Below are 18,950 nucleotides of genomic sequence, written 5' to 3' on the forward strand. Positions count from 1 at the left end.
TTTTAACGCCGCCTGTCCTCACGTCACTTCAACGAGATTGAACACATTGGCATACTCGTACTGGTTGACAAAATCGGCAGTCTCGTCCACTCCAAGGATGCCGACAACCGTACCATTCGAGTCCCGGATCGGGGCATACCCCGAGAGAAACGATCCCCACTTTGACGTATAGATATCCGGGGAACTCTGGGGCCCGGTGAGCGCCGCCAGGAGCACCGGCTGGTCCTCGGTTGTCGGGTCCCCGATCCGTGCAACCGATGAGTCCAGACCGTGCGTAAGGTAGAAATCGTCGATGACATACGTGATATTCCCGTTATCCACCCGCATGATGTACGCATTGCTGATATGCGTGTTATTGATGCGTGCATCGTAAATCGTCCGTGCAAACGAGAGGTAGAGCGGCGATCCTTCATCACCCGGCTTTAAGGAGAGCAGCCCGTCGCCGTTTACCTGGGCGGCGATCTGGCCGGCGGTGATCTTAAGTTCGGTCTGGAGCAGCTGCTTTCTTACCTGTACCTGCTGGGTAAACCCGATGGTAACGATAACAGCAGCCACCGCGAGCAGGATGCAGCAGAAAATAATGAGCACCCTCACCCGCCCGGTGAACCGGTCCAGTACCATGTCGATGTGTACTTCTCTTTTCCCACCCACATGGTTGTTGCGGTATTTCCCGGTCCGTCACGATTACAAAAACCGCCATTGAAACCATCATATAGCCGGCAGGACGAGTTTTGTGTGTATGGATGCACGGCCCGGGGCAGCCGCCCCTGAACGGTACTGGCGGCTCAACCTCGCCCTCATCTCCCTTGGCGCCCTTATTGGCGCCTTTGCGGCGAGCTGCATCACCGTCCCGCTCCAGCAGGTGGCAGGCGATCTCCACACAAGCACCGGCCTTGCCTCCGCTTCTGTTATTGTATACCTTCTGGTCCTCTCGGGACTGTTCCTCTTTTTTGGGAAACTTGGCGACGTATGGGGATATCGCAGGGTGTTTCTTTTCGGCACTGCTGCATTTGCCCTGGGATCGCTTCTCTGCGGTCTCTCGGATACGGTAAACCAGCTTATCCTTTTCCGCATCATCGAGGCCGTAGGTGCAACGATGGTAGCGGCCGTTGTCACCCCGTATGTTACCTGCCATGTTCCCGAAGCCTGGCACGGGCGGGGATTTGCCTATCTTTCGGGAGCGGCGGTACTGGGGGTCATCCTCGGGCCAACGCTCGGTGTGGCAATCGCCGGTACGCTTTCCTGGCGCTGGATTTTTTTTGTCCTGGTGCCGGTCGGGATAGCGATCATTGCAACCGGCTGGTTCACTCTCCCGGCGGGCGAAGGGACTGCAAAGGGAAGGAAGTTCGATCTTCTCGGGGCCTGCCTTTTTTCCTTTGCCACCCTTGCACTTGTCCTTGCCATCAGTTCGGTGAATGTTTTTGGAATTGAAAGTCTCATCACGGCGGGCCTTGTCATTTTCACGTTTTCTTTCTGGACGCTTGCGATCGTGTACGAAAGTACGACCGAAGACCCGGCCTTTGAGCTCTCCCTGTTTCGGAACCGGCATTTCACCAGTGCGAATATCTCGTTTTTCCTCATGAAGCTGGTCATCAACGGCCCGGTCTTCCTTTTCCCGTTCTACATGACCCTTGTTTTGGGCTATTCCTATGCACTCACCAGCCTCGTTGTCATCGTGCCCGCTGCCGTGATGCTCCTTTCCACCCCGGTGGTGGGCATCTTAACCGACCGTTTCAGTGCACGGACACTCTGTCTCATCGGTGCATCAGGATCGGCGGCGGTGTACCTGTTCTTTGCCGGGTTTACTCAGGATATCACGCTCATTATGGCAGTCCTCGCACTCGTCATCCTTGGACTTACCCGGGGGGTATTCATTGTCCCCAATACAAAACTGATCATGGACCACAGCCCTGTAGATATGAAAGGCGCTGCATCCGGGGTCATGAAGGCGCTCGGGAATACCGGCATCATCCTTGGGATCGTGATCTTCCAGATCGCATTCTCCGAGACGCTGATTGCCGCGGAAGCCGTAGGGCAGGTACACGATCCATTCTCTGTCCCGATGCCGGCGCTCGCAAGTGGGTTCCAGGCGGCGTTCTTCCTTGCCGCAGGACTCAGTCTTGTTGCGGTGTTCTTTGCCTGGCATGCACGGGACATTGCACCCGCGGATACCGATCAGGAAAGATCCTGACCGGCGGTTAGCCGTTGGACTCCCAGGTATTATGCGGGATTGAGGAAAAATACCGGTAATCCGGTTTTTGTCGCGTTGCCGGGCCGGATATGATATATCCTGACGTGATTCTCTAAAAAAAATACCGGGTAAACATCCCACCGGCACAAAAACGGCCCCACATGGAGAGGGGAGGTATCGGAATTTTTTTAGACTCTCAACCTCATTTCTCACCGTACGTTCCCGAATACGAGGACTTTAGCAGGATCCTGACCCCTTCCCTCCAGAGCTCCCTGAGTTCGTCCTGATGCATCATGAGCATGTCGTAGTTCTGGAGCCCGGAGTAGAGGGCAGCAAGCATCAGGGCGAGGTGGTGTGGATCTGCCTGCGTCTGGATGAATTTTTTCTTCTTTTCCCGGGTGACTGCACTCTCGAAGGTCGCGACAAGCCCGTCGTAATATTCCCGAATGGCATGCCGCACCTGCGAGTTCCGGTTTGCGAGGGTGAGCATATCAAAAAACACCACCCGCTTCTTTGGGTCGACAACAGCAAAACGGTCGAAGATCTGCATGAGCAGGTCTTCGGCAGGCCGGTTGTAGAAGGATTCGTACGTGACCTGTCTGATCTCTGCCTGGAGCGAGTCGAGCACCGCGGTCATGAGTTCTTCCTTGCTTGGGAAATACCAGTAGACCGCGCCCTTGGTCACACCGATCTTTTTTGCCACATCGTCAACAGTCATACCTTCGCAGCCGCGTTGTGCGATCACATCGATTGCCGCAGCAATGATCCGGCGCTTTGCATCTTCCTTGTACTCCGGGACGACCCTGGGCATTGCTCCTCGTAATCACGTTTGAGCACGGAGCGTTAAAAAACATGGCATCCGGATGAAAAACAAACCGTTTGGTATTTATACATTCTAATTAGTATGTTATTTTGCAATAGGGTATGTGAGATTATGGAACTCGCAGAATCACATAACAAAAAATTTGCTTTCCTCGTGGAAGCGGCATGCCGGCTCGGGGCCGCTGACGCAAAGGTGATTCCCGCATCGGACGTAATTGTCGAAAACCGTGTGACCTTAAAGTGCCGGGCCGGCTGCATCGGGTACGGTAAAAAACTCACCTGTCCGCCGTACGTCCCAACCCCGGACAATTTCAGAAATATCCTGTCCGAGTACCGGTACGCCCTGCTTGTGAAATTCATATCCCCGGCAGAAGCGGAGCCTGACGTGATCTGCTCGATCTACAAGTACTGGCTTGATCCGACGGCCCCGGCCGACATGAAGGTAGCAGCAGAAAAATTCTGGAAGGATCACTTCAACGGCACCGGATCGTTTGCGCCCATGATGCTCGAACTCGAACGCCTCGCATTCAACGCGGGTAATCCGTTCGCTCTTGCTTTCGTCAATGGCTCGTGCCGGCTCTGCGAGACCTGCAATGTCAAGGGTGGGCTCTGTATCCACCCCACGCAGGCCCGCATCCCCGAGCACGCTGTGGGCATAAACATGGTCGCAACCGCGGCAAAAGCGAAAATGCCGATAACATTCCCGGTCAAAGGGCACCCTGAGCTCATGGCGCTCCTTCTTATCGATTAAAAAAAATCACACCTGTAAGAGATGATATCCATGACCAATGTATCACTCAAAGCCGCGGACCGCACGGAGATCACGGTCCTTGTGGACAACTATATCGATATCTTCGTACCTCAGGCAACACCTGTTGATCACCGGCTCCTGTTCGATCCCTGCCGGCACCTCATGGCAGAGCACGGTTTCTCCTGCCTTGTCCGGGTTTTTTCCGGTAAGCAGGAGCACGCAATCCTCATGGATACCGGGCTCTCGCGGGAATGCATGGCCTGGAACGCACGGCAGCTCAAAATCCCCCTTGGCGGGATCGAGGCAGTTGTTTTGAGCCATGGCCACTTCGACCATATTGGGGGCCTGCCTGCCGCTGTCAGCGGTGCGGGCCGGCAGGTGCCGCTTGTCCTCCACCCGGATGCATTTTTGGCACGGAGGATAAACGGCAAAAACGGCATCGCAGAGCTGCCGGGCATAGATGCCGTAGCGCTCAAGAAGGCCGGGGCCGATATCCTCGGGCGTGAAGGGCCATCCACGCTCGCCGCCGGCCGGCTGCTGGTCACAGGCGAGATAGAGAGAACAACCAGTTTCGAAACCGGGATGCCGGGCATGGAGATGTTTGATAAAAGCGCATGGCTTCCAGACCCGATCCGGGATGACCAGGCAATTGTCATTAAGGTAAAAGACAAAGGTCTTGTCGTGTTGAGCGGCTGTGCCCATGCAGGGATCGCAAACACCGTAAAATACGCGCAGAAGATCACCGGAACAGAAAAGGTCCATGCAGTGCTTGGCGGGTTCCACCTCACCGGCCCGGCCTTTGCGCCACGGATCCAACCGACCGTTGCTGCAATAAAAGAGATCAATCCCGATTACGTAGTACCGATGCACTGCACCGGCTGGGATGCGATCAACCAATTCATGGCCGCAATGCCGGAAAAATGTATCCTGAACACAGTCGGAACGAGATACATATTTTAGGATCCTATCCCGGGGGTCCCCCTTTTTTCCCGGTCAAAAATGTTCTTTTTAACGATCAGGAGAGCATTTTCATCAATGCCACAAACTCTGCAACCGAGTACTGCCCTTCTGCGGCAGGCACCCCGGCATGGCAGTACGCGAGCTCCGAGCCAAAGAGCGGGAGGATGGCCCGGGCGTACCGGAATGCCGACCCCATCACCCCGGTGCAGACCGGTTTTTTTGCTGCACGGGTAAACGCGATGAGATCGATGAGCTCGTCCTCGTTATGCGGGGTAACAATGATCTTGGGAATGTCGCCGTACGCCCGGAGCTCCTGTTCGAGCACAAAAAGGACATGGAGCGGGAGCATCTCGGCAGTGTGGTGCGAAGCGATGATCGCTTTTCCGGCTTCCCTTACCAGGCCGGATTTGCGGGCAAACTGCTGCTCTATATCTACGTAATCCACTAGCGGGAGGACCGGGGCGATCTTTTTGGCCCATTCCTCCGGGCTCCCGAAGTACCGCCCGCCTTCCAGTGCCGAGCGGAAGGTGGCAATAAGAGGGAGCTTCGAGATCGCTCTGCACCGCCTCGCGATATCCACCGGGTCCCCTTCCATCAGGTCAAAGCGGAGCTCAAGGAGGTCTGCTCCCTGCGACTGGGCCGTGGCAGCCTGCGAGGGGTCGGTAAGTGAGGCTACGATCTGCATCTGTCATCCGGTTTGCCGCCCCGCCACAAAAAGATGCGCCAAAAATATTCCCATGATACCGGTTTATCCCCTCCCGGGTCGAACTACAGCACAAGCGTTATGGAATATCCGGCAGTCATGGCAGTGCTCCGGCCCGCATCCGGGGCAATCGGGTGGTGCGCCCTTCTTGCATTCATCCTCCCGCTCGGCGGGGCCTGGATGCTTGGGCTCTCCCCTGCTGCTGCAGGGGCACTGGTCGCAAGTGCCTTTGTGATCGAGTACGGCTCCATCCCGATTGGGATCGGCCTTGGCCTGCCGGCACAGTACGTATTTGCCGCTGCCACAAGCATCGAAGCCGGGATCTTCCTTGGCCTCTTTGGCCTGCTCGACACGATCGGGACTGCCTCGGGGAGAGTTGCCCGGTTCCTTGCATGGATCCACTCGCTTGCCACGCGCTCGAAGATGTTTGACCGGTACGGGATCCTCGGCCTTTTTCCTGCCGAGATCATCATTGGAGTGTACCTCTGTGCCCCGGTCTCATGGCTTTTTGGCTGGAACAAGTGGCGCAGTTTTGCGATCACCATGGCCGGGTACTGCGTTGCCGCCGCGATCACGACCCTTGCCACGCTGGGGGTGATCCACTATCTCTTCCGCTGAACCTGCCGCATCCCTGACCGGTGACACGAATGCCTCCCGGAAAAAACAGATCCCCGAACTGCTCGCTCCGGCCGGGTCAAATGAGGCATTTACTGCAGCCATTGCTGCAGGTGCCGATGCAGTGTATCTGAGCGGCAGACGGTTTGGGGCACGGAAGTTCGCGCAGAACTTCTCCGAAGAAGAGATCGCAGGGGCGATCGCATATGCCCATGCCCGGGGGGTCCGGGTGTATGTGACGGTCAACACGCTGATCCATGACCGGGAGCTCCCTGAAGCACTTGCGTACCTGGTCCGGCTGTACGCGGCCGGCGCGGATGCGGTGCTCGTGCAGGATGCAGGTCTTGCAGCGCTTGCAAAGGAGATCGTGCCGGATCTCGTGCTCCATGCCTCAACCCAGCTCACGATCCATAATGCCGAAGGGGTGAGGTGGGCGCACACGATGGGGTTCTCACGTGTGGTGCTTGCCCGTGAGCTGCCCCTCCATGAAGTGGAGGCGATTGCCCGGGCCACGTCAGATACCGGCGTTGGGCTCGAAGTTTTTGCCCACGGGGCCCTCTGCTACAGTTATTCCGGCCAGTGCCTCCTCTCATCGGTGATCGGCGGGCGGAGCGGGAACCGGGGCATGTGCGCCCAGCCGTGCCGGAAACCCTATGCCCTTGTTACGGCACAGACAGACCGGTACGGCCGGCCTGTTGATCCAAAAGACATGCCCGTGCCAGGTCAGTATCTCCTCTCGCCAAAGGACCTCTGCACGTACCGGGATATTCCAAAACTCGTGGATTCCACGGTAGCAGCCCTCAAGATCGAGGGCCGGATGAAATCGGCAGAGTACGTGGCAATCGTGGTCTCGACCTACCGGCGGGCACTCGATGCTGCGGCTGCCGGTACCTTTGTTTCGGACGAAAATGAGATCCGCGATCTTGCCCTTGCCTTCAACCGGGGTTTCACCCGGGGCTATCTCTTTGGCGACAAAAAAGGAAAAATCATGGCCCGGGACCGGCCGGACAACCGCGGGGTCCTTATCGGTACGGTCATCAGGTATGACCCAATAAAGAGGGTGGCAATCATATGTCCGGACAAGCCCGTAACCCTTCGCCCCGGCGACGGTTTCCTCTTTTCTCTTCCAAAAAGCCCGGAGAAGGAGTGGGGATTTTCCCTCAATACCGAACCGGTCATACTTCCGGAGGGGATCGCACTGTTTGTCCCCCGCCCGGCAGAGAAGGGAGAACAGGTCTGTCTCACCTCTTCGATCGATCTCCTGGCCGGGGCCCGGCAGATCGTAAAACAGGAAAATCCCTTGCTGCATCACCCGGTCCCGGCAGCGCTTGCTGCCGCAGTCAGCCCGGACGGGGACCTCACCCTTACCGGAATCCTGTACCCTCCGGGAAAAGCGCCGGTGGTTATATCTGCGGCCGGGGAGCTCCGGCTCGAACCGGCAAAGACACGCCCGCTTACCCGGGAGCAGCTGGCCGGGCAGCTCGAAAAGACCGGGGGAACGCCCTTTGTCCTTTCGGACCTGGCGCTTGAGTATGACGGCACCCGCTTTGCCCCGGTCCGGGAGATCAACCGGGTCCGGCGGGAGTTTTTTGCCCGGGCAGAGGCAGCCCTTGTGGCGGCCTCGCGCCCCGGGGAAAAAGCCGTCAAAGATGCAGAGCGGCGCCTGGACCGGTGGCGTACGGGAAAAACAGCACCGATATCCACGGAACGCGCCGGGCGCACACCGGAAATAATTCTCTGGGCAGACAACCTTGAGGCGATTGAAGCCGGTGTACAGGCCGGGGCAGGAACAATCTGCTATGAACCCTGCGGAAAGGGAACGGAGCCGGAGCTGGCAGCCGCGATCGATTCAGCCCTTGACCTCTGCAAGGCACAGGACACCCGGCTTATCTGGAAACTGCCCCGGATCACCCGGGAAGCAGAGATCATGCTTATACGTCAGGTCCTGCCGCGGCTGTACGCAGCAGGCCTGCGGACCTGCATGGCAGACAACCCGGGCGCGGCCATTGCAGTTGCAGATGCCGTGCCGGGCATGGAACTGGCAGGCTCGATCGGGCTTAACGTTTTCAATGCGGAGACCGCCCGGGCTTTTGGGACCCTGCCCTTTACGCTGCTCACGCTCTCGCCGGAATTGTCCGCAACTGAGATCGAAGACCTCGCACACGCTCACGGGGAGGGCCCGGCGCTTGCAGTATTTGCGCAGGGAAATCTTGAGGCCATGGTTACCGGCGACTGTCTCATCTCCCCTCTGGAGCGGTGCCATGGCGGTACCGGGCCCTGTTCCAAAGGGAGGTGGTATGGGATCCGGGACGGGACCGGCCATCTCCTGCCGGTCCGGACCGACAGTACCTGCCAGGGCCATATCTTCAATGCTGCCGAGACCTGCCTTGTGGCTGCGGTACCGGACCTTGTCCGGCAGGGGATTCGTGGCTTTGTGATCGATGCCCGGGGGCGGACTGCAGCCTATGCAGGAGAGATGGTCGGCATCTACCGGGAAGCGATCGCTATGGCATTACCGGGCAGTACCGGAAGCAACGTTGCCGCTCTCCGCGAACGGGCAAAAGCGATCGCCCTTGGGGGCATTACCGCAGGCCACTACCAGAGGGGACTTACCGGAGAATAGCCAGCGGCATGCGGGCGAAAGGTTGAATGGACCCGGGAATAAACACCTCATGCACGAGGAGCATTTCCACATGACAGCGCCCCTGATCCTGGTAAATCTCAAGACATACAAGGAAGGCATGGGCAACCGCGCCCACCAGATCGCCACTGCCGCACAGCTGGTAGCAAGGGAGAGCGGGGCCGTGATCGGCATTGCCCCGGGGTATATTGACCTCCACCCAATCTGCCACCATTTTGCGATCCCGGTGTATGCCCAGCACGTGGACGGGTACGAACCCGGGGCACGGACCGGACATATGCCGGTCGAAGCGATAAAACTGGCCGGGGCCGCGGGGTCGCTTGTCAACCATTCCGAACGGAGGCTCACCCTTGCCGAGATCGAGCTTGCGGTCCGGGGGATCCAGACCCAGAAGCTTTCCAGTGTGGTCTGCACCAACAACGATATCACAAGCGCCGCGGCAGCAGCGCTTGGCCCGGACTATGTCGCAATCGAGCCGCCGGAGCTCATCGGGAGCGGGGTCTCGGTCGCAAAGGCAAACCCCGAGATCATCCGGCGCTCGGTTGCCGCTGTCCGTGCGATAAACCCGAAGGTAAAGATCCTTACCGGCGCCGGGATCCAGAGTGGCGAATGCGTGAAGATTGCGATTGATCTCGGGACAGACGGCGTACTCCTTGCCTCAAGCGTGGTAAAAGCCCCGGATCCGGTTGTGATACTCCGCGACCTTGTCTCTAAACTCTAAAAAAAAGGGAAAAATTCTGCTGCGGTTTTATTTGAGGAAGAGGTACCAGATACCGATAATTACAATAAAGAGTACCACTCCGATCCCGATAACCGTCAGACTGCTGATCTCCGTGGGGGCATTTTCTTCTGCCATGAAACAGACCTCTGATGTGGCATAATCATCCACATGAGAGACCTCATGTATTGTCCATGATAAATATTTCGGTTGAACGGGCCCGGATTTAAAAAAAACAAAAATATACGTTTTGTATCAGACGATAAGCGTGATCAGGTCGTGTTTTGTGATCACGCCTTTTACAAGGCGTCCTTCGGTCACCAGCACCGCATGGTTCTGCTGGAGAATGTTTATGACCGTCTCCACGTCCATGTCCGGGGGTACCGTGGGAAAACCCGGCTCGATAAAGTCCCGGACAATTACCGGGTGGGCAGGGTGGAGGCGCTGCTGGCCAAGCGCCTTTACGATCGCCGATTCGGAGACACAGCCTACCGGTGCACCCCGCTCGATCACCGGCAGCTGGGAGACATTGTTCTTCTCGAAAAGCTCAAGCGCCTGCGAAATGCTTGCCTGCGGCGGGACAGAAAGTACCGGCGTGTGCATGATCTGGCCGGCCGTAACTTTCCGGGGTTCGGCATTATTGAGAACCGCAATGATCTTATTCAAGGTGCTGACCCGGGGGTCTACGCTTCCGGCCTCGATCCGGGCCACCATTGACTGGCTGATCCCTGCCCTGCGGGCAATTTCGGTCTGCCGGAGACCCAGTGTTTCACGGCGGGAACGGAGTTCTTCAGGACTGGGGATATGCATATGCAATTACTGAGAGTGATAATGAAAATATCAACCTTCTGCTTTGGGTAATATCTGCCGGGAAAAATCTGCCGGAACCAAAAAACAGGAAACCGATTCAGGGAAAGACCGGTACGTCCCGGAAAGCTACTGCATCAAAAAGTCCCCGGTCGGTGAGACGCAGCGCCGGTATCACGGTGAGCGCAAGGAACGAGAGGTACATGAACGGATCATCGATCCCCCCTATCCGGCGTGTTGCCGCAGAAAGGGCATCAAGCCCGGCAATAACCTCCCGGGCAGGGTGCGTAGACATGAGCCCGGCACAGTCGAGCGGGAGCACCGTCACGTCTTTTTTGTGCACCGCCGCCATGCCTCCCCCGGCCCGGATCACGGCGGTCAGGGCAGAAAGGATCACCTCGTCTCCGGTCCCTGCGGCAACGATATTGTGGGCATCGTGGGAAATGCTTGCGGCAATTGCTCCATCCTTAAAACCAAAGCCATGCACGATACCGGTACCAACCGATCCCTTTCCGTACCGGTTACAGACCACGAGCTTGAGGAGATCCCGGGAGATATCGGGAAGTGCGGCAGCATCGAGATCGAAGGTGAGCGATTCGGTGAGGATCTGGCCGGGCACAAGCCCGATCACCCGGGCCCTGCCAGTCCCAAAAAGCCGGATCTGATCCCGCGAGGGTACGGTGCAGCGGAGCGCAGCAAATACCGGCGGCCGGGCCTGCGGTGCCGCATATTCCGCAACCGGCCTCCCGCGGGAGTAGGTCTCCTTTACTGCAAAGTGCCGGGGATCGTCAACGATGCAGAAGTCTGCCCTCCGGCCCGGCGCAAGCGCCCCACGATCAGGAAGGCTAAAGCGCTCTGCAGGGGAAAGCGTTGCCATCCGCAGGGCAAGCTCCGGTTCAAGGCCCCCGGCCACGGCCGTGCGGATGCAGCGGTCGATATGGCCACTGTGGGCAAGCAGGTCGGCATGGCAGTCGTCGGTACAGAAACTGCACCGGGAAACGGTATATGGGGTGACTACCGGGACAAGTGCGGCAATGTTCTTCTCGGTCGAGCCCTCACGGACAAAGAGATACATGCCGCACCGGAGTTTTTCTTTTGCTTCACTAGCTGTTGTGCACTCGTGGTCGCTGTCCGGGCCGGAGAGGAGATACGCATTGAGGTCAGGGCCGGACAGGTGCGGTGCATGGCCGTCACGGATCCGGGAGAGCACGAGTTTGGCAAGAACCCCGGGATCCCCGCCAAGAACCCCGGGCACGTTCATCATCTCCCCAAGGCCGAGGATCCCGTCCCGGCCAGGAAAGCCGGCAAGATCTCCTGCATCCAGCACCGCCCCGCCCACATCAGCAGGAGTTGCCGGCACACAGGACGGCAGCATGTAGAGGATATCCACCGGCAGGCCGGCCCGGCAGGCAAGCATGTATTCGATCCCCTCTTTTCCTGCAATGTTTGCAATCTCGTGGGGATCTGCAATCACCGTTGTCGTGCCATGTGCCGCAACGAGGTGTGCATACTCCTGCGGGACCAGAAGCGAGCTCTCGATGTGTACGTGGGCATCGATGAGGCCCGGTACCACGAGCGCACCGCCAAGGTCACGCTCGCGGATGCCCCGGTAGGATCTGCCCGTCCCGACTATGATACCATCTTTTATTGCGAGATCACCCTCCTCCCAGGAACAGGAGAAGGCATCGAAGAGCATGGCGTTTTTTAGGACCAGATCCGCAGGTTCTGTACCGCGGGCAGCCGGGATCAGGTTCGCATGCAAAGGGGGGGCATCCATGGTCTCACACCGTGATATCCCGGATCACGGCGGCCTCGCGGTTGCCGTTTGCAATAAGATAGACATATATCTTGTACGTGCCCGGTGCAAGATCTGCCGGGATTGTCACCGTCTGCCCCGTCCCGTCAAGAGTGGTCGTGGTCCCGGTGGTGAAAAGTTCGTGCTGCGAAAGATCGCTTACCCCATACACCGTAACCTGGACACCGATCTCCTGAGGGCTTTGCGGCCCGGTAACCCCGATGGAGAGATTGTTGTTTGCGTACGATACCGTGCCAATGGAAAGCGAGGTGCAGCCGGCAGCGCACAAAAGAAGCAGCAGAAAACCCAAAAGCAGGTACCAGCGCCCGGTCATAGTTCTTTGTCAGGGTTCATCCATAAATACCTTTTAGCCGGCCCGGATACCGAAAAACCCGGCTATGTTTAGGACCCGGGCAGGGTCCGTAATGCAAAACGCAGCGGAAGTCCCAAATGAAGAAGGCCGGATATTTTACGAGGAGCGGGGCCGTAAAAGCGTCTCAATTTCCCTCAATAAATAATAAAACCAAAATCTACGACGATTATTGGGGAGGCAAAGTTATTATAGGGATTCTTTATAAAAGTTCAGTCAGGTGAGATCATAACAACCATCACGTTCTGCCATCATAAAGGCGGAACCGGGAAGACCACTTCCTGCCTGAATATTGCCGGGTTCTGTACTCTTGCAGGAAAAAAAGTGCTGGTGGTTGACTGCGACCCCCAGGCAAATGCCACGGCCGGTCTCGGCATCGTCCCTGACCCGGAGAAAAAGAACATCTATGATGTCTTCATGAGCCGGGTGGAGGGTTTTCCCCAGGTACCCATAACAGATATCATCTGTTCTTCCGAATCCGGTATCGACGTTGCACCGGCAACTCTCGATCTTGTCGGTGCAGAACCCTACCTGTACGGGATCGCGTCACGGGCCGAGGTGCTTAAAGACGCTCTCTGGCCGGTAAAACAGCGTTATGATTTTATCCTGATTGACACTCCCCCGAGCATGGGGCAGTTTGTGATTAACGGGCTTGTTGCCGCCGATCACGTAATTGTCACTCTTGATTCCGGCTCCTTTGCCCTTGCCGGCGTGAGTCCCCTCCTGACTATTTTCGGGGACATCCGGGAGAGTATGGGTAAGAACCTCAGTGTGGACATGGCAATTATTTCCCGCTGGGGAGAGGGTGGGGACCTGGAACCCGCAGTGCAGGAAGAGGAGACAAAAAAAGATCTTGCAGGCTGGCTGCGCTCGCTCTTTTCCCCCCGTCACGAGCCCAGTGAGGAGGAAAAAAGGGCAGAAAAAGAACGTGTGAAAGAACACGAGCGGTTACAGGGAATGCTTGGCGAGGTAGAAAAGAAGTTTGCCGATGTGCATACCGTGCCGTACTCTCCCGAGGTGTACGAGGCCCAGAAGCGCGGGCTGCCGCTTTCACACTTTGCTCCCGACAGCAGTGCCGGGAAGGCATACAGGGCAATCGCAGATGAAGTGATACCATGGACATGACACCACTGGAACTGGCAGTAAAAAAAGCCGCAGAAGGGGACCTTGCGGTCCGCATTGACGAGAACCATGCAGAGGCAGAACTGCGTCCGCTGGCACAGCAGATAAACCGGCTTATTGCAAAGGCATCGGACACGGCGGAAAAAAAGCAGCGGGCAGATATCATGATCAAGTACAACCCGCTTGCGATTGCCATCTTAAAGAAAGACCGGGCAATTATCAATATCAACAAAAAATACGAATCGCTCTGGCGCGGGACCCGGGAAGAGCTCTTGAAAAAGCGGCTTTATGACTTCGATATTACGGTCATATCCGGCGATCACCTCTATGCCTGCTTTGAGACACGCAAGCTTGCCGAAAGCCACTGCCGGGTGAAGTGGGCTGACGGCACCCAGAAGTACCTGACGCTCCAGGCCATGCCGATGCTGGACAAGGCAGGGGAGGCTGACGGTGCATTCTATTTCTGGATCGATACCACCGATCTCCATGACAAAGTTGCCGAGGCAGAACAGATCCGGCAGCGGGCAGACCGTATTATCGAGGAAAACCCGTACGCGCTCTTTACCATCGATACCGGGCTTACCGTTCGTTCGATAAACAGTGCGTTTTTAAAGCTGACCGGGTATTCCCGGGACGAGGCTGCTCATCTCACCATGAAGAATTTCCGGTTCAAGAAGAACAAAGGCGCCAGTGTCGAGGCGACAATCACTTCAAAGCAGCGCGGGCACGGTGAATCGGTGATCGAGTTTCCCGCAGGCACCCTCACGCTCGACTGGTACTACATCCCGCTTCTCACCGAAAAAGGCGAGGTGGAATCCCTGCTCGTCGTGTACAACGATATCACCGAGCGGCGCCGGCAGGAACAGGAAATCCAGGAACTTGTGGACGATTCAAAGAAAAAAGCCCAGGTCCTTTCCGCAAGCGCAGCAGTTCTCGAGACCGGGCTTGCACGGCTTGCCGAAGGGGATCTCACCTTTATTGCAGAGATCGATGAGAAAGATCCGCTTGTGGCCTTAAAGAAGGATTACAACTCGGCCACCGGCTCCATAAGAAACGTGATCGACGAGATCGTAAAGTCTGCCCGCCAGCTTGACGCCACCACGGCAGAGACCGGCAAGAGCACCCAGGAGATCTCCCGGTCTACCGAGCAGGTGGCGATCTCCACCCAGGAATCCGCAGAAGGGGCAAAAAAACAGATCTCCGAGATCGAGAAAGTCTCAAGCGATGTCTCTGATCTCTCTGCCTCGATCGAGGAGATCGCAAGCACCACCCATGACCTTATGACCCACGCGCAGAAGGCCGCTACCGAGGGGAACCAGGCAGCAGAGCTGGGCAAGGTTGCAACCGCCAAGATGAAGGCCGTAGAAAAGATCTCGGGAGAGAGCGTCAACGAGATCACGGCCTTAAACGAGCGTATGAAGGAGATCTCCAACATCGTAAAGATGATCGCCGATATCTCCAGCCAGACAAACCTGCTGGCCTTAAACGCCGCGATCGAGGCCGCAAGAGCCGGCGAGCACGGCCGGGGTTTTGCGGTTGTGGCAGGAGAGGTCCGAAACCTTGCCGGGGAGTCCAAGACCGCCACCAACAATATCGAGACCCTGATTGGCTCCATCCAGAACAACAGCGAGAAGACCGCGGCGGCAATCAGGAACTCCTACCAGGAGATCCAGACAGGTATCGAGAGTGTCAACCAGACCATCGAGGTACTCAACCGGATCATCTCCGAAGCCCACGTGGTCTCGCAGGGGGTTACCGAGATCACCAAGGCCACCGAGGCTCAGGCCGAAGCCACAAACCGGGTGATGCAGGGCATGGAGCAGACAAGCACCCTCACCCATGAAAACCAGCAGCGCATGGAGGACATGGCAGCCCTTGCAGAGGAGACAAGCGCCTCCACCCAGGAGATCGCCAGTGCATCCTCAGAGCTCTCCCGCATGGCGGAGAGACTTAAAGTCGCAACCGACAAATTCAAGTTACGGTGAACCATGGCCGGAACAATTGACGTAGTGGAGTTCGAATTAGGCGGGGAGCGGTATGCGCTTGACATCAACCTGGCGCGCGAGATCGTGGAGATGATACCGATCACCCCTATCCCCCGGGCGCCGGCCTTTATCTCGGGCGTGATCAACCTTCGGGGTGAGATCACCAATATCATGAACCTCAATACGCTCCTTGCGCTGCCGGAAAAGGAAGTGCGCGAGAACCAGAAGATCATTGTTCTTGTGCCCGATGCGGCAAACGGGAACAATGTCGGGATTATTGTCGACGATGTTGCAAGTGTCCGCCAGGTATCACAAGACAACATCGAGCACATCGGCTCCGGGATATCTTCGGAATTCTCGCAGTTTGTCAAGGGGATTATCAAGGTCACAAACGAGGATACTGAAAAAAAGGAAAAAGATCTCATCATCTGGCTTGATATGGAACGGGTGATTGCAGACCTGGGCAGCGGGTCAAGGAACGGCCCGGGAGCCGGTACCAGGCATGATGCCCTGTGAGGACACGACGGGAAATGAGCAAAAAGGAGGCCGGGTATGACTGAACAACGACCGGGACGAAAGGCATTGTTTGTCGGGGCCCAGGCCCCGGCGGCAGTACGGACAACCCCGGATGAAATAGCACAGAAAGTCCGGGATCTCAATGAAGAGCTTGCACTGGCACTCAAAGGTGCCCATGCAAAAAAGGCAGTACCACCGCTTGATCCGGCGCATTTCGGCAGCGAGTACACAACCCTTGTGGATGCCGTAAACACCGCTGCGGCACAGATGACTGCACCCGCACCGGGCGTGCCGGCCCCCGGGGAAATGCTCCCGGAGATGCTTGCAGAGTACGGGAAGAAGATCGATGTGCTCGAACGCCGGCTCGAATTCATGGAGAAGAACAACCCGGTGCCCATGCTGATTGCAACACCGGCACTTGATATCACCGAGGCCAATGCCGCATACGTGGCCCTGACCGGGATCCCGGAAGACAAGATCGTAAAAACCAATCTCCACGATTTTACCATCACGGACCGGTCCGGTGAGGGCGCACGCGAAGCCATAGAAAAGAAACGGCGGGCCGTGGGCGAACTCACCGTTACCTTCCCCTCAGGAGTCCACACCTTGGAACAGTACTGCATCCCGGTCCTTGACAGCAGCGGTGCGGTCACTTCGCTTGTCATTCTCTACGACGACCTTACCACAAAGAAAAAGAAGAACGAGGAGATCGAGCGGCTTAAGGCGCGCTCAGAGACGATTGTCCAGCAGAACCCGATGCCTATCGTGCTCGTTGATACCGGTTTTATCATTAAAGTGGTAAACGATGCCTTCGTGGCGCTTGCCGGCAGGGAAAAGGACCAGTTGCTCTCCCGGTCCCTCAATGACCTTGCCATCACACAGCAGGCCGGGGACGGGCTTAAAAAAGTCCTTGAGACCGGGACCCGTTCTGAAGGAGAGGTTGTCATTGAGTCTCAGGGGAAGGCACACCGGCTCCGCCAGTATGGCATCCCCATCCCCGGGGCAAAGGGCGCCATCGAGAACATCCTTGTGGTATACAACGATATCACCGGGGAAAAACAGGAGGCAGGCGAAGGTCTTGATACCCGGAACCTGTCCGAGGCGCTCATCCGGGAAAATCCTATCCCTATCCTTATAACCGACCGCTCCTTTACCATCATCTCGGCTAACACCGCCTTTGAGAAGCTGAGCGGGTATACTCCTGACCGGATCACCGGCATGAACCTGCGCGGGATAAAGATCCGTGAACAGAAGGGCGAAGGTGCCGGCATTGCAATCAGGGAGAAACGCCGCGCATCCGGGGAAGTTACCGTGGATCTCCCGAGCGGGACAAAGATTCTCGAACAGTACGTGATGCCGCTCCTGGACGCCAAAAACAGTATCGAGCACCTCCTTCTCGTATACTACGATGTTACTGCCCAGAGGGCAAGCCAGCAGGACCTTGCAAAGAAGATGGAGGAAGTTGCGGCCTTAAAGAAGCGCTCCGATATCATTGTCATGCAGAACCCCATGCCCATCATGCTTATGGATCCCTCCTTTAAGATCCTCATGGCAAACGAGGCCTACACAAATCTCACCGGCCTCTCAAAAGAAAAAATCCATGGCATGAGCGCACGGGAGTTTAAGATACTCTCCCAGTCCGGGGAGGGGCTCAAAAAAGTGCTTGAAAAGAAGGCCAGGAGCTATGGCGAGGTTACCATCGAGTTTCCAAGAGGCCTGCGCATTCTCGAACAGTACGGCATCCCCATGCTGGATGCACAGCAGAACCTCTCCACGATCCTCTGTGTGTATGTGGATGTGACCGCCCGGCGCGAACAGGAGAATAAGATCCGGGCCATGATGGACGAGGCCAAGGCAAATGCCGAACTGCTCTCCGCGAGTGCTGCCGAGCTCCAGACCGGGCTTGCACGGATCGCTGCCGGAGATCTCACATACCAGCTCAGCATCGATGAGGCAGACCCGCTGGTGCGGCTCAAGAAAGATTACAACTCGTCCGTTGCTGCAATACGGTCGGTCATTGCCGAACTGATGCAGTCAATCCGGAAACTGGATGTGACCATCCAGGACACCATCAAAAGTACTGACGAGATTGCAAAAGCTACCGAGCAGGTGGCCATATCCTCCCAGAAGGCAACCGACAATTCCAAGGAGCAGCTCGCCGGCGTGGAGAAGATCTCCGTCACCGTCTCGGACATCTCTGCTTCCATCGAGGAGATCGCAAGCACTTCCCACGATGTTATGGCTCATGCCGGAAAAGCGGCGGAGGAGGGATCCCATGCCGCAAGCGTGGGCAAGACTGCAACAGACAAGATGCAGGCAGTAGAGAAGATCTCGCAGCAGAGTGTCAATGAGATCACGGCGTTGAACGAGCAGATGCGCCAGATCACAAAGATCGTCAACCTGATTACCGATATTGCAAACCAGACAAACCTGCTTGCCCTAAACGCTGCGATCGAGGCCGCAAGAGCCGGCGAGCACGGTCGCGGGTTTGCCGTTGTTGCCGGGGAAGTAAAGAACCTTGCCGGGGAGTCCAAGAAGGCAAGCAACCAGATCGAGACCCTCATTAAGGCCATCCAGACAAAAAGCGAAGTTACGGCGACATCCATCCAGGACTCCTTTGTGCAGATTAAGGGCGGCATCGAGAGCGTGAACATGACGGTCGAATCGCTCAATAAGATCATAGCCGAGGCAAGCGTGGTCTCCCAGGGACTTGCCGAGATCACCAAAGCCACCGAGAGCCAGGCGCAGGCCACTTCCGGCCTGATGGCAGGGATTGACACGCTCAGGAGATCGACCGAAAACAACCAGCACCGGATGGAGGATATGGCGGCCCTTGCACAGGAAACCAGTGCCTCCACAGAAGAGATCGCCAGTGCTTCTGCCGAACTCTCGATCATGGCAGAGCGCTGCTCCGGGATGATGAAGGAGTTCCATACCTGATTTTGCGGTTGTGC

The 18,950-nt window shown here is 57.0% G+C and carries 17 protein-coding genes; 10 read left to right on the forward strand and 7 right to left on the reverse strand.

From position 1 onward, the window contains the following. Positions 1-18: 18 nt before the first annotated feature. The gene (locus MBOO_RS13125) at positions 19-621 is read right to left on the reverse strand and encodes a hypothetical protein (RefSeq protein ID WP_012107124.1); all 603 of its coding nucleotides are present in this window, start codon (positions 619-621) and stop codon (positions 19-21) included. Positions 622-739: 118 nt separating this feature from the next. Here MBOO_RS13125 and MBOO_RS08195 point away from each other — a divergent pair, with 118 nt between their 5' ends. After that, complete coding sequence (locus tag MBOO_RS08195) at positions 740-2,191, forward strand: MFS transporter (RefSeq protein ID WP_012107125.1); 1,452 nt, start codon at positions 740-742, stop codon at positions 2,189-2,191. Between the two features lie 202 nt (positions 2,192-2,393). On the opposite strand, the gene MBOO_RS08200 is transcribed toward MBOO_RS08195, so the two are convergent. Beyond that, entirely contained in the window at positions 2,394-3,002 is a 609-nt protein-coding gene (locus tag MBOO_RS08200) for a TetR/AcrR family transcriptional regulator (RefSeq protein WP_012107126.1), read from the reverse strand. Positions 3,003-3,125: 123 nt separating this feature from the next. Here MBOO_RS08200 and MBOO_RS08205 point away from each other — a divergent pair, with 123 nt between their 5' ends. Further along, positions 3,126-3,764, forward strand: a complete 639-nt coding sequence (locus tag MBOO_RS08205; RefSeq protein WP_012107128.1) for a DUF2284 domain-containing protein — start codon at positions 3,126-3,128, stop codon at positions 3,762-3,764. Positions 3,765-3,794: 30 nt separating this feature from the next. Continuing rightward, a complete protein-coding gene (locus MBOO_RS08210; RefSeq protein WP_048068396.1) occupies positions 3,795-4,724 on the forward strand; it encodes an MBL fold metallo-hydrolase in 930 nt (309 codons plus the stop codon). Positions 4,725-4,779: 55 nt separating this feature from the next. On the opposite strand, the gene MBOO_RS08215 is transcribed toward MBOO_RS08210, so the two are convergent. Next, on the reverse strand, positions 4,780-5,409 hold the full coding sequence (locus MBOO_RS08215; RefSeq protein ID WP_012107130.1) for a type I 3-dehydroquinate dehydratase: 630 nt from the start codon (positions 5,407-5,409) through the stop codon (positions 4,780-4,782). A gap of 99 nt (positions 5,410-5,508) precedes the next feature. Between MBOO_RS08215 and MBOO_RS08220 the strand changes: the two genes are divergently transcribed. From MBOO_RS08220 to tpiA, 3 genes are all read left to right on the forward strand, one after another. Beyond that, positions 5,509-6,045 carry a small multi-drug export protein gene (locus MBOO_RS08220; RefSeq protein WP_048068397.1) on the forward strand — a complete coding sequence of 179 codons (537 nt, stop codon included), beginning with the start codon at positions 5,509-5,511 and terminating at the stop codon, positions 6,043-6,045. A 121-nt stretch (positions 6,046-6,166) separates the two neighbouring features. Beyond that, positions 6,167-8,665, forward strand: a complete 2,499-nt coding sequence (locus MBOO_RS08225; RefSeq protein WP_012107132.1) for a DUF3656 domain-containing U32 family peptidase — start codon at positions 6,167-6,169, stop codon at positions 8,663-8,665. 70 nt (positions 8,666-8,735) lie between these two features. Then, positions 8,736-9,404 carry a triose-phosphate isomerase gene (tpiA, locus tag MBOO_RS08230; protein ID WP_048068691.1) on the forward strand — a complete coding sequence of 223 codons (669 nt, stop codon included), beginning with the start codon at positions 8,736-8,738 and terminating at the stop codon, positions 9,402-9,404. Positions 9,405-9,431: 27 nt separating this feature from the next. Here tpiA and MBOO_RS13945 read toward each other — a convergent pair whose 3' ends face one another. From MBOO_RS13945 to MBOO_RS08245, 4 genes are all read right to left on the reverse strand, one after another. After that, positions 9,432-9,572, reverse strand: coding sequence for a hypothetical protein (locus tag MBOO_RS13945; protein ID WP_157677645.1), 141 nt, complete (start codon positions 9,570-9,572; stop codon positions 9,432-9,434). A gap of 84 nt (positions 9,573-9,656) precedes the next feature. Next, entirely contained in the window at positions 9,657-10,211 is a 555-nt protein-coding gene (locus MBOO_RS08235) for a CBS domain-containing protein (protein ID WP_012107134.1), read from the reverse strand. Positions 10,212-10,308: 97 nt separating this feature from the next. After that, entirely contained in the window at positions 10,309-11,985 is a 1,677-nt protein-coding gene (gene ade, locus MBOO_RS08240) for an adenine deaminase (protein ID WP_012107135.1), read from the reverse strand. 4 nt (positions 11,986-11,989) lie between these two features. Continuing rightward, complete coding sequence (locus MBOO_RS08245; RefSeq protein WP_012107136.1) at positions 11,990-12,337, reverse strand: hypothetical protein; 348 nt, start codon at positions 12,335-12,337, stop codon at positions 11,990-11,992. A gap of 273 nt (positions 12,338-12,610) precedes the next feature. Between MBOO_RS08245 and MBOO_RS08250 the strand changes: the two genes are divergently transcribed. From MBOO_RS08250 to MBOO_RS08265, 4 genes are read left to right on the forward strand one after another with little or no spacing between them, the layout of a single operon-like run. Next, entirely contained in the window at positions 12,611-13,498 is an 888-nt protein-coding gene (locus tag MBOO_RS08250; RefSeq protein WP_332306252.1) for a ParA family protein, read from the forward strand. Continuing rightward, positions 13,489-15,480, forward strand: a complete 1,992-nt coding sequence (locus MBOO_RS08255; protein ID WP_012107138.1) for a methyl-accepting chemotaxis protein — start codon at positions 13,489-13,491, stop codon at positions 15,478-15,480. Before MBOO_RS08250 ends, MBOO_RS08255 begins: the two co-directional genes overlap by 10 nt. A gap of 3 nt (positions 15,481-15,483) precedes the next feature. Further along, positions 15,484-15,996, forward strand: a complete 513-nt coding sequence (locus tag MBOO_RS08260) for a chemotaxis protein CheW (RefSeq protein WP_012107139.1) — start codon at positions 15,484-15,486, stop codon at positions 15,994-15,996. Between the two features lie 36 nt (positions 15,997-16,032). Beyond that, positions 16,033-18,936, forward strand: a complete 2,904-nt coding sequence (locus MBOO_RS08265) for a methyl-accepting chemotaxis protein (protein WP_012107140.1) — start codon at positions 16,033-16,035, stop codon at positions 18,934-18,936. Positions 18,937-18,950: the final 14 nt, after the last annotated feature.

Source organism: Methanoregula boonei 6A8 (assembly GCF_000017625.1).
GTDB lineage: Archaea > Halobacteriota > Methanomicrobia > Methanomicrobiales > Methanospirillaceae > Methanoregula > Methanoregula boonei.

Coding starts and splice junctions, on each gene's coding strand:
- MBOO_RS13125 (WP_012107124.1), bottom strand. CDS start 621: ATGGTACTGGACCGGTTCACCGGGCGGGTGAGGGTGCTCATTATTTTC.
- MBOO_RS08195 (WP_012107125.1), top strand. CDS start 740: ATGGATGCACGGCCCGGGGCAGCCGCCCCTGAACGGTACTGGCGGCTC.
- MBOO_RS08200 (WP_012107126.1), bottom strand. CDS start 3,002: ATGCCCAGGGTCGTCCCGGAGTACAAGGAAGATGCAAAGCGCCGGATC.
- MBOO_RS08205 (WP_012107128.1), top strand. CDS start 3,126: ATGGAACTCGCAGAATCACATAACAAAAAATTTGCTTTCCTCGTGGAA.
- MBOO_RS08210 (WP_048068396.1), top strand. CDS start 3,795: ATGACCAATGTATCACTCAAAGCCGCGGACCGCACGGAGATCACGGTC.
- MBOO_RS08215 (WP_012107130.1), bottom strand. CDS start 5,409: ATGCAGATCGTAGCCTCACTTACCGACCCCTCGCAGGCTGCCACGGCC.
- MBOO_RS08220 (WP_048068397.1), top strand. CDS start 5,509: ATGGAATATCCGGCAGTCATGGCAGTGCTCCGGCCCGCATCCGGGGCA.
- tpiA (WP_048068691.1), top strand. CDS start 8,736: ATGACAGCGCCCCTGATCCTGGTAAATCTCAAGACATACAAGGAAGGC.
- MBOO_RS08235 (WP_012107134.1), bottom strand. CDS start 10,211: ATGCATATCCCCAGTCCTGAAGAACTCCGTTCCCGCCGTGAAACACTG.
- ade (WP_012107135.1), bottom strand. CDS start 11,985: ATGGATGCCCCCCCTTTGCATGCGAACCTGATCCCGGCTGCCCGCGGT.
- MBOO_RS08245 (WP_012107136.1), bottom strand. CDS start 12,337: ATGACCGGGCGCTGGTACCTGCTTTTGGGTTTTCTGCTGCTTCTTTTG.
- MBOO_RS08255 (WP_012107138.1), top strand. CDS start 13,489: ATGGACATGACACCACTGGAACTGGCAGTAAAAAAAGCCGCAGAAGGG.
- MBOO_RS08260 (WP_012107139.1), top strand. CDS start 15,484: ATGGCCGGAACAATTGACGTAGTGGAGTTCGAATTAGGCGGGGAGCGG.
- MBOO_RS08265 (WP_012107140.1), top strand. CDS start 16,033: ATGACTGAACAACGACCGGGACGAAAGGCATTGTTTGTCGGGGCCCAG.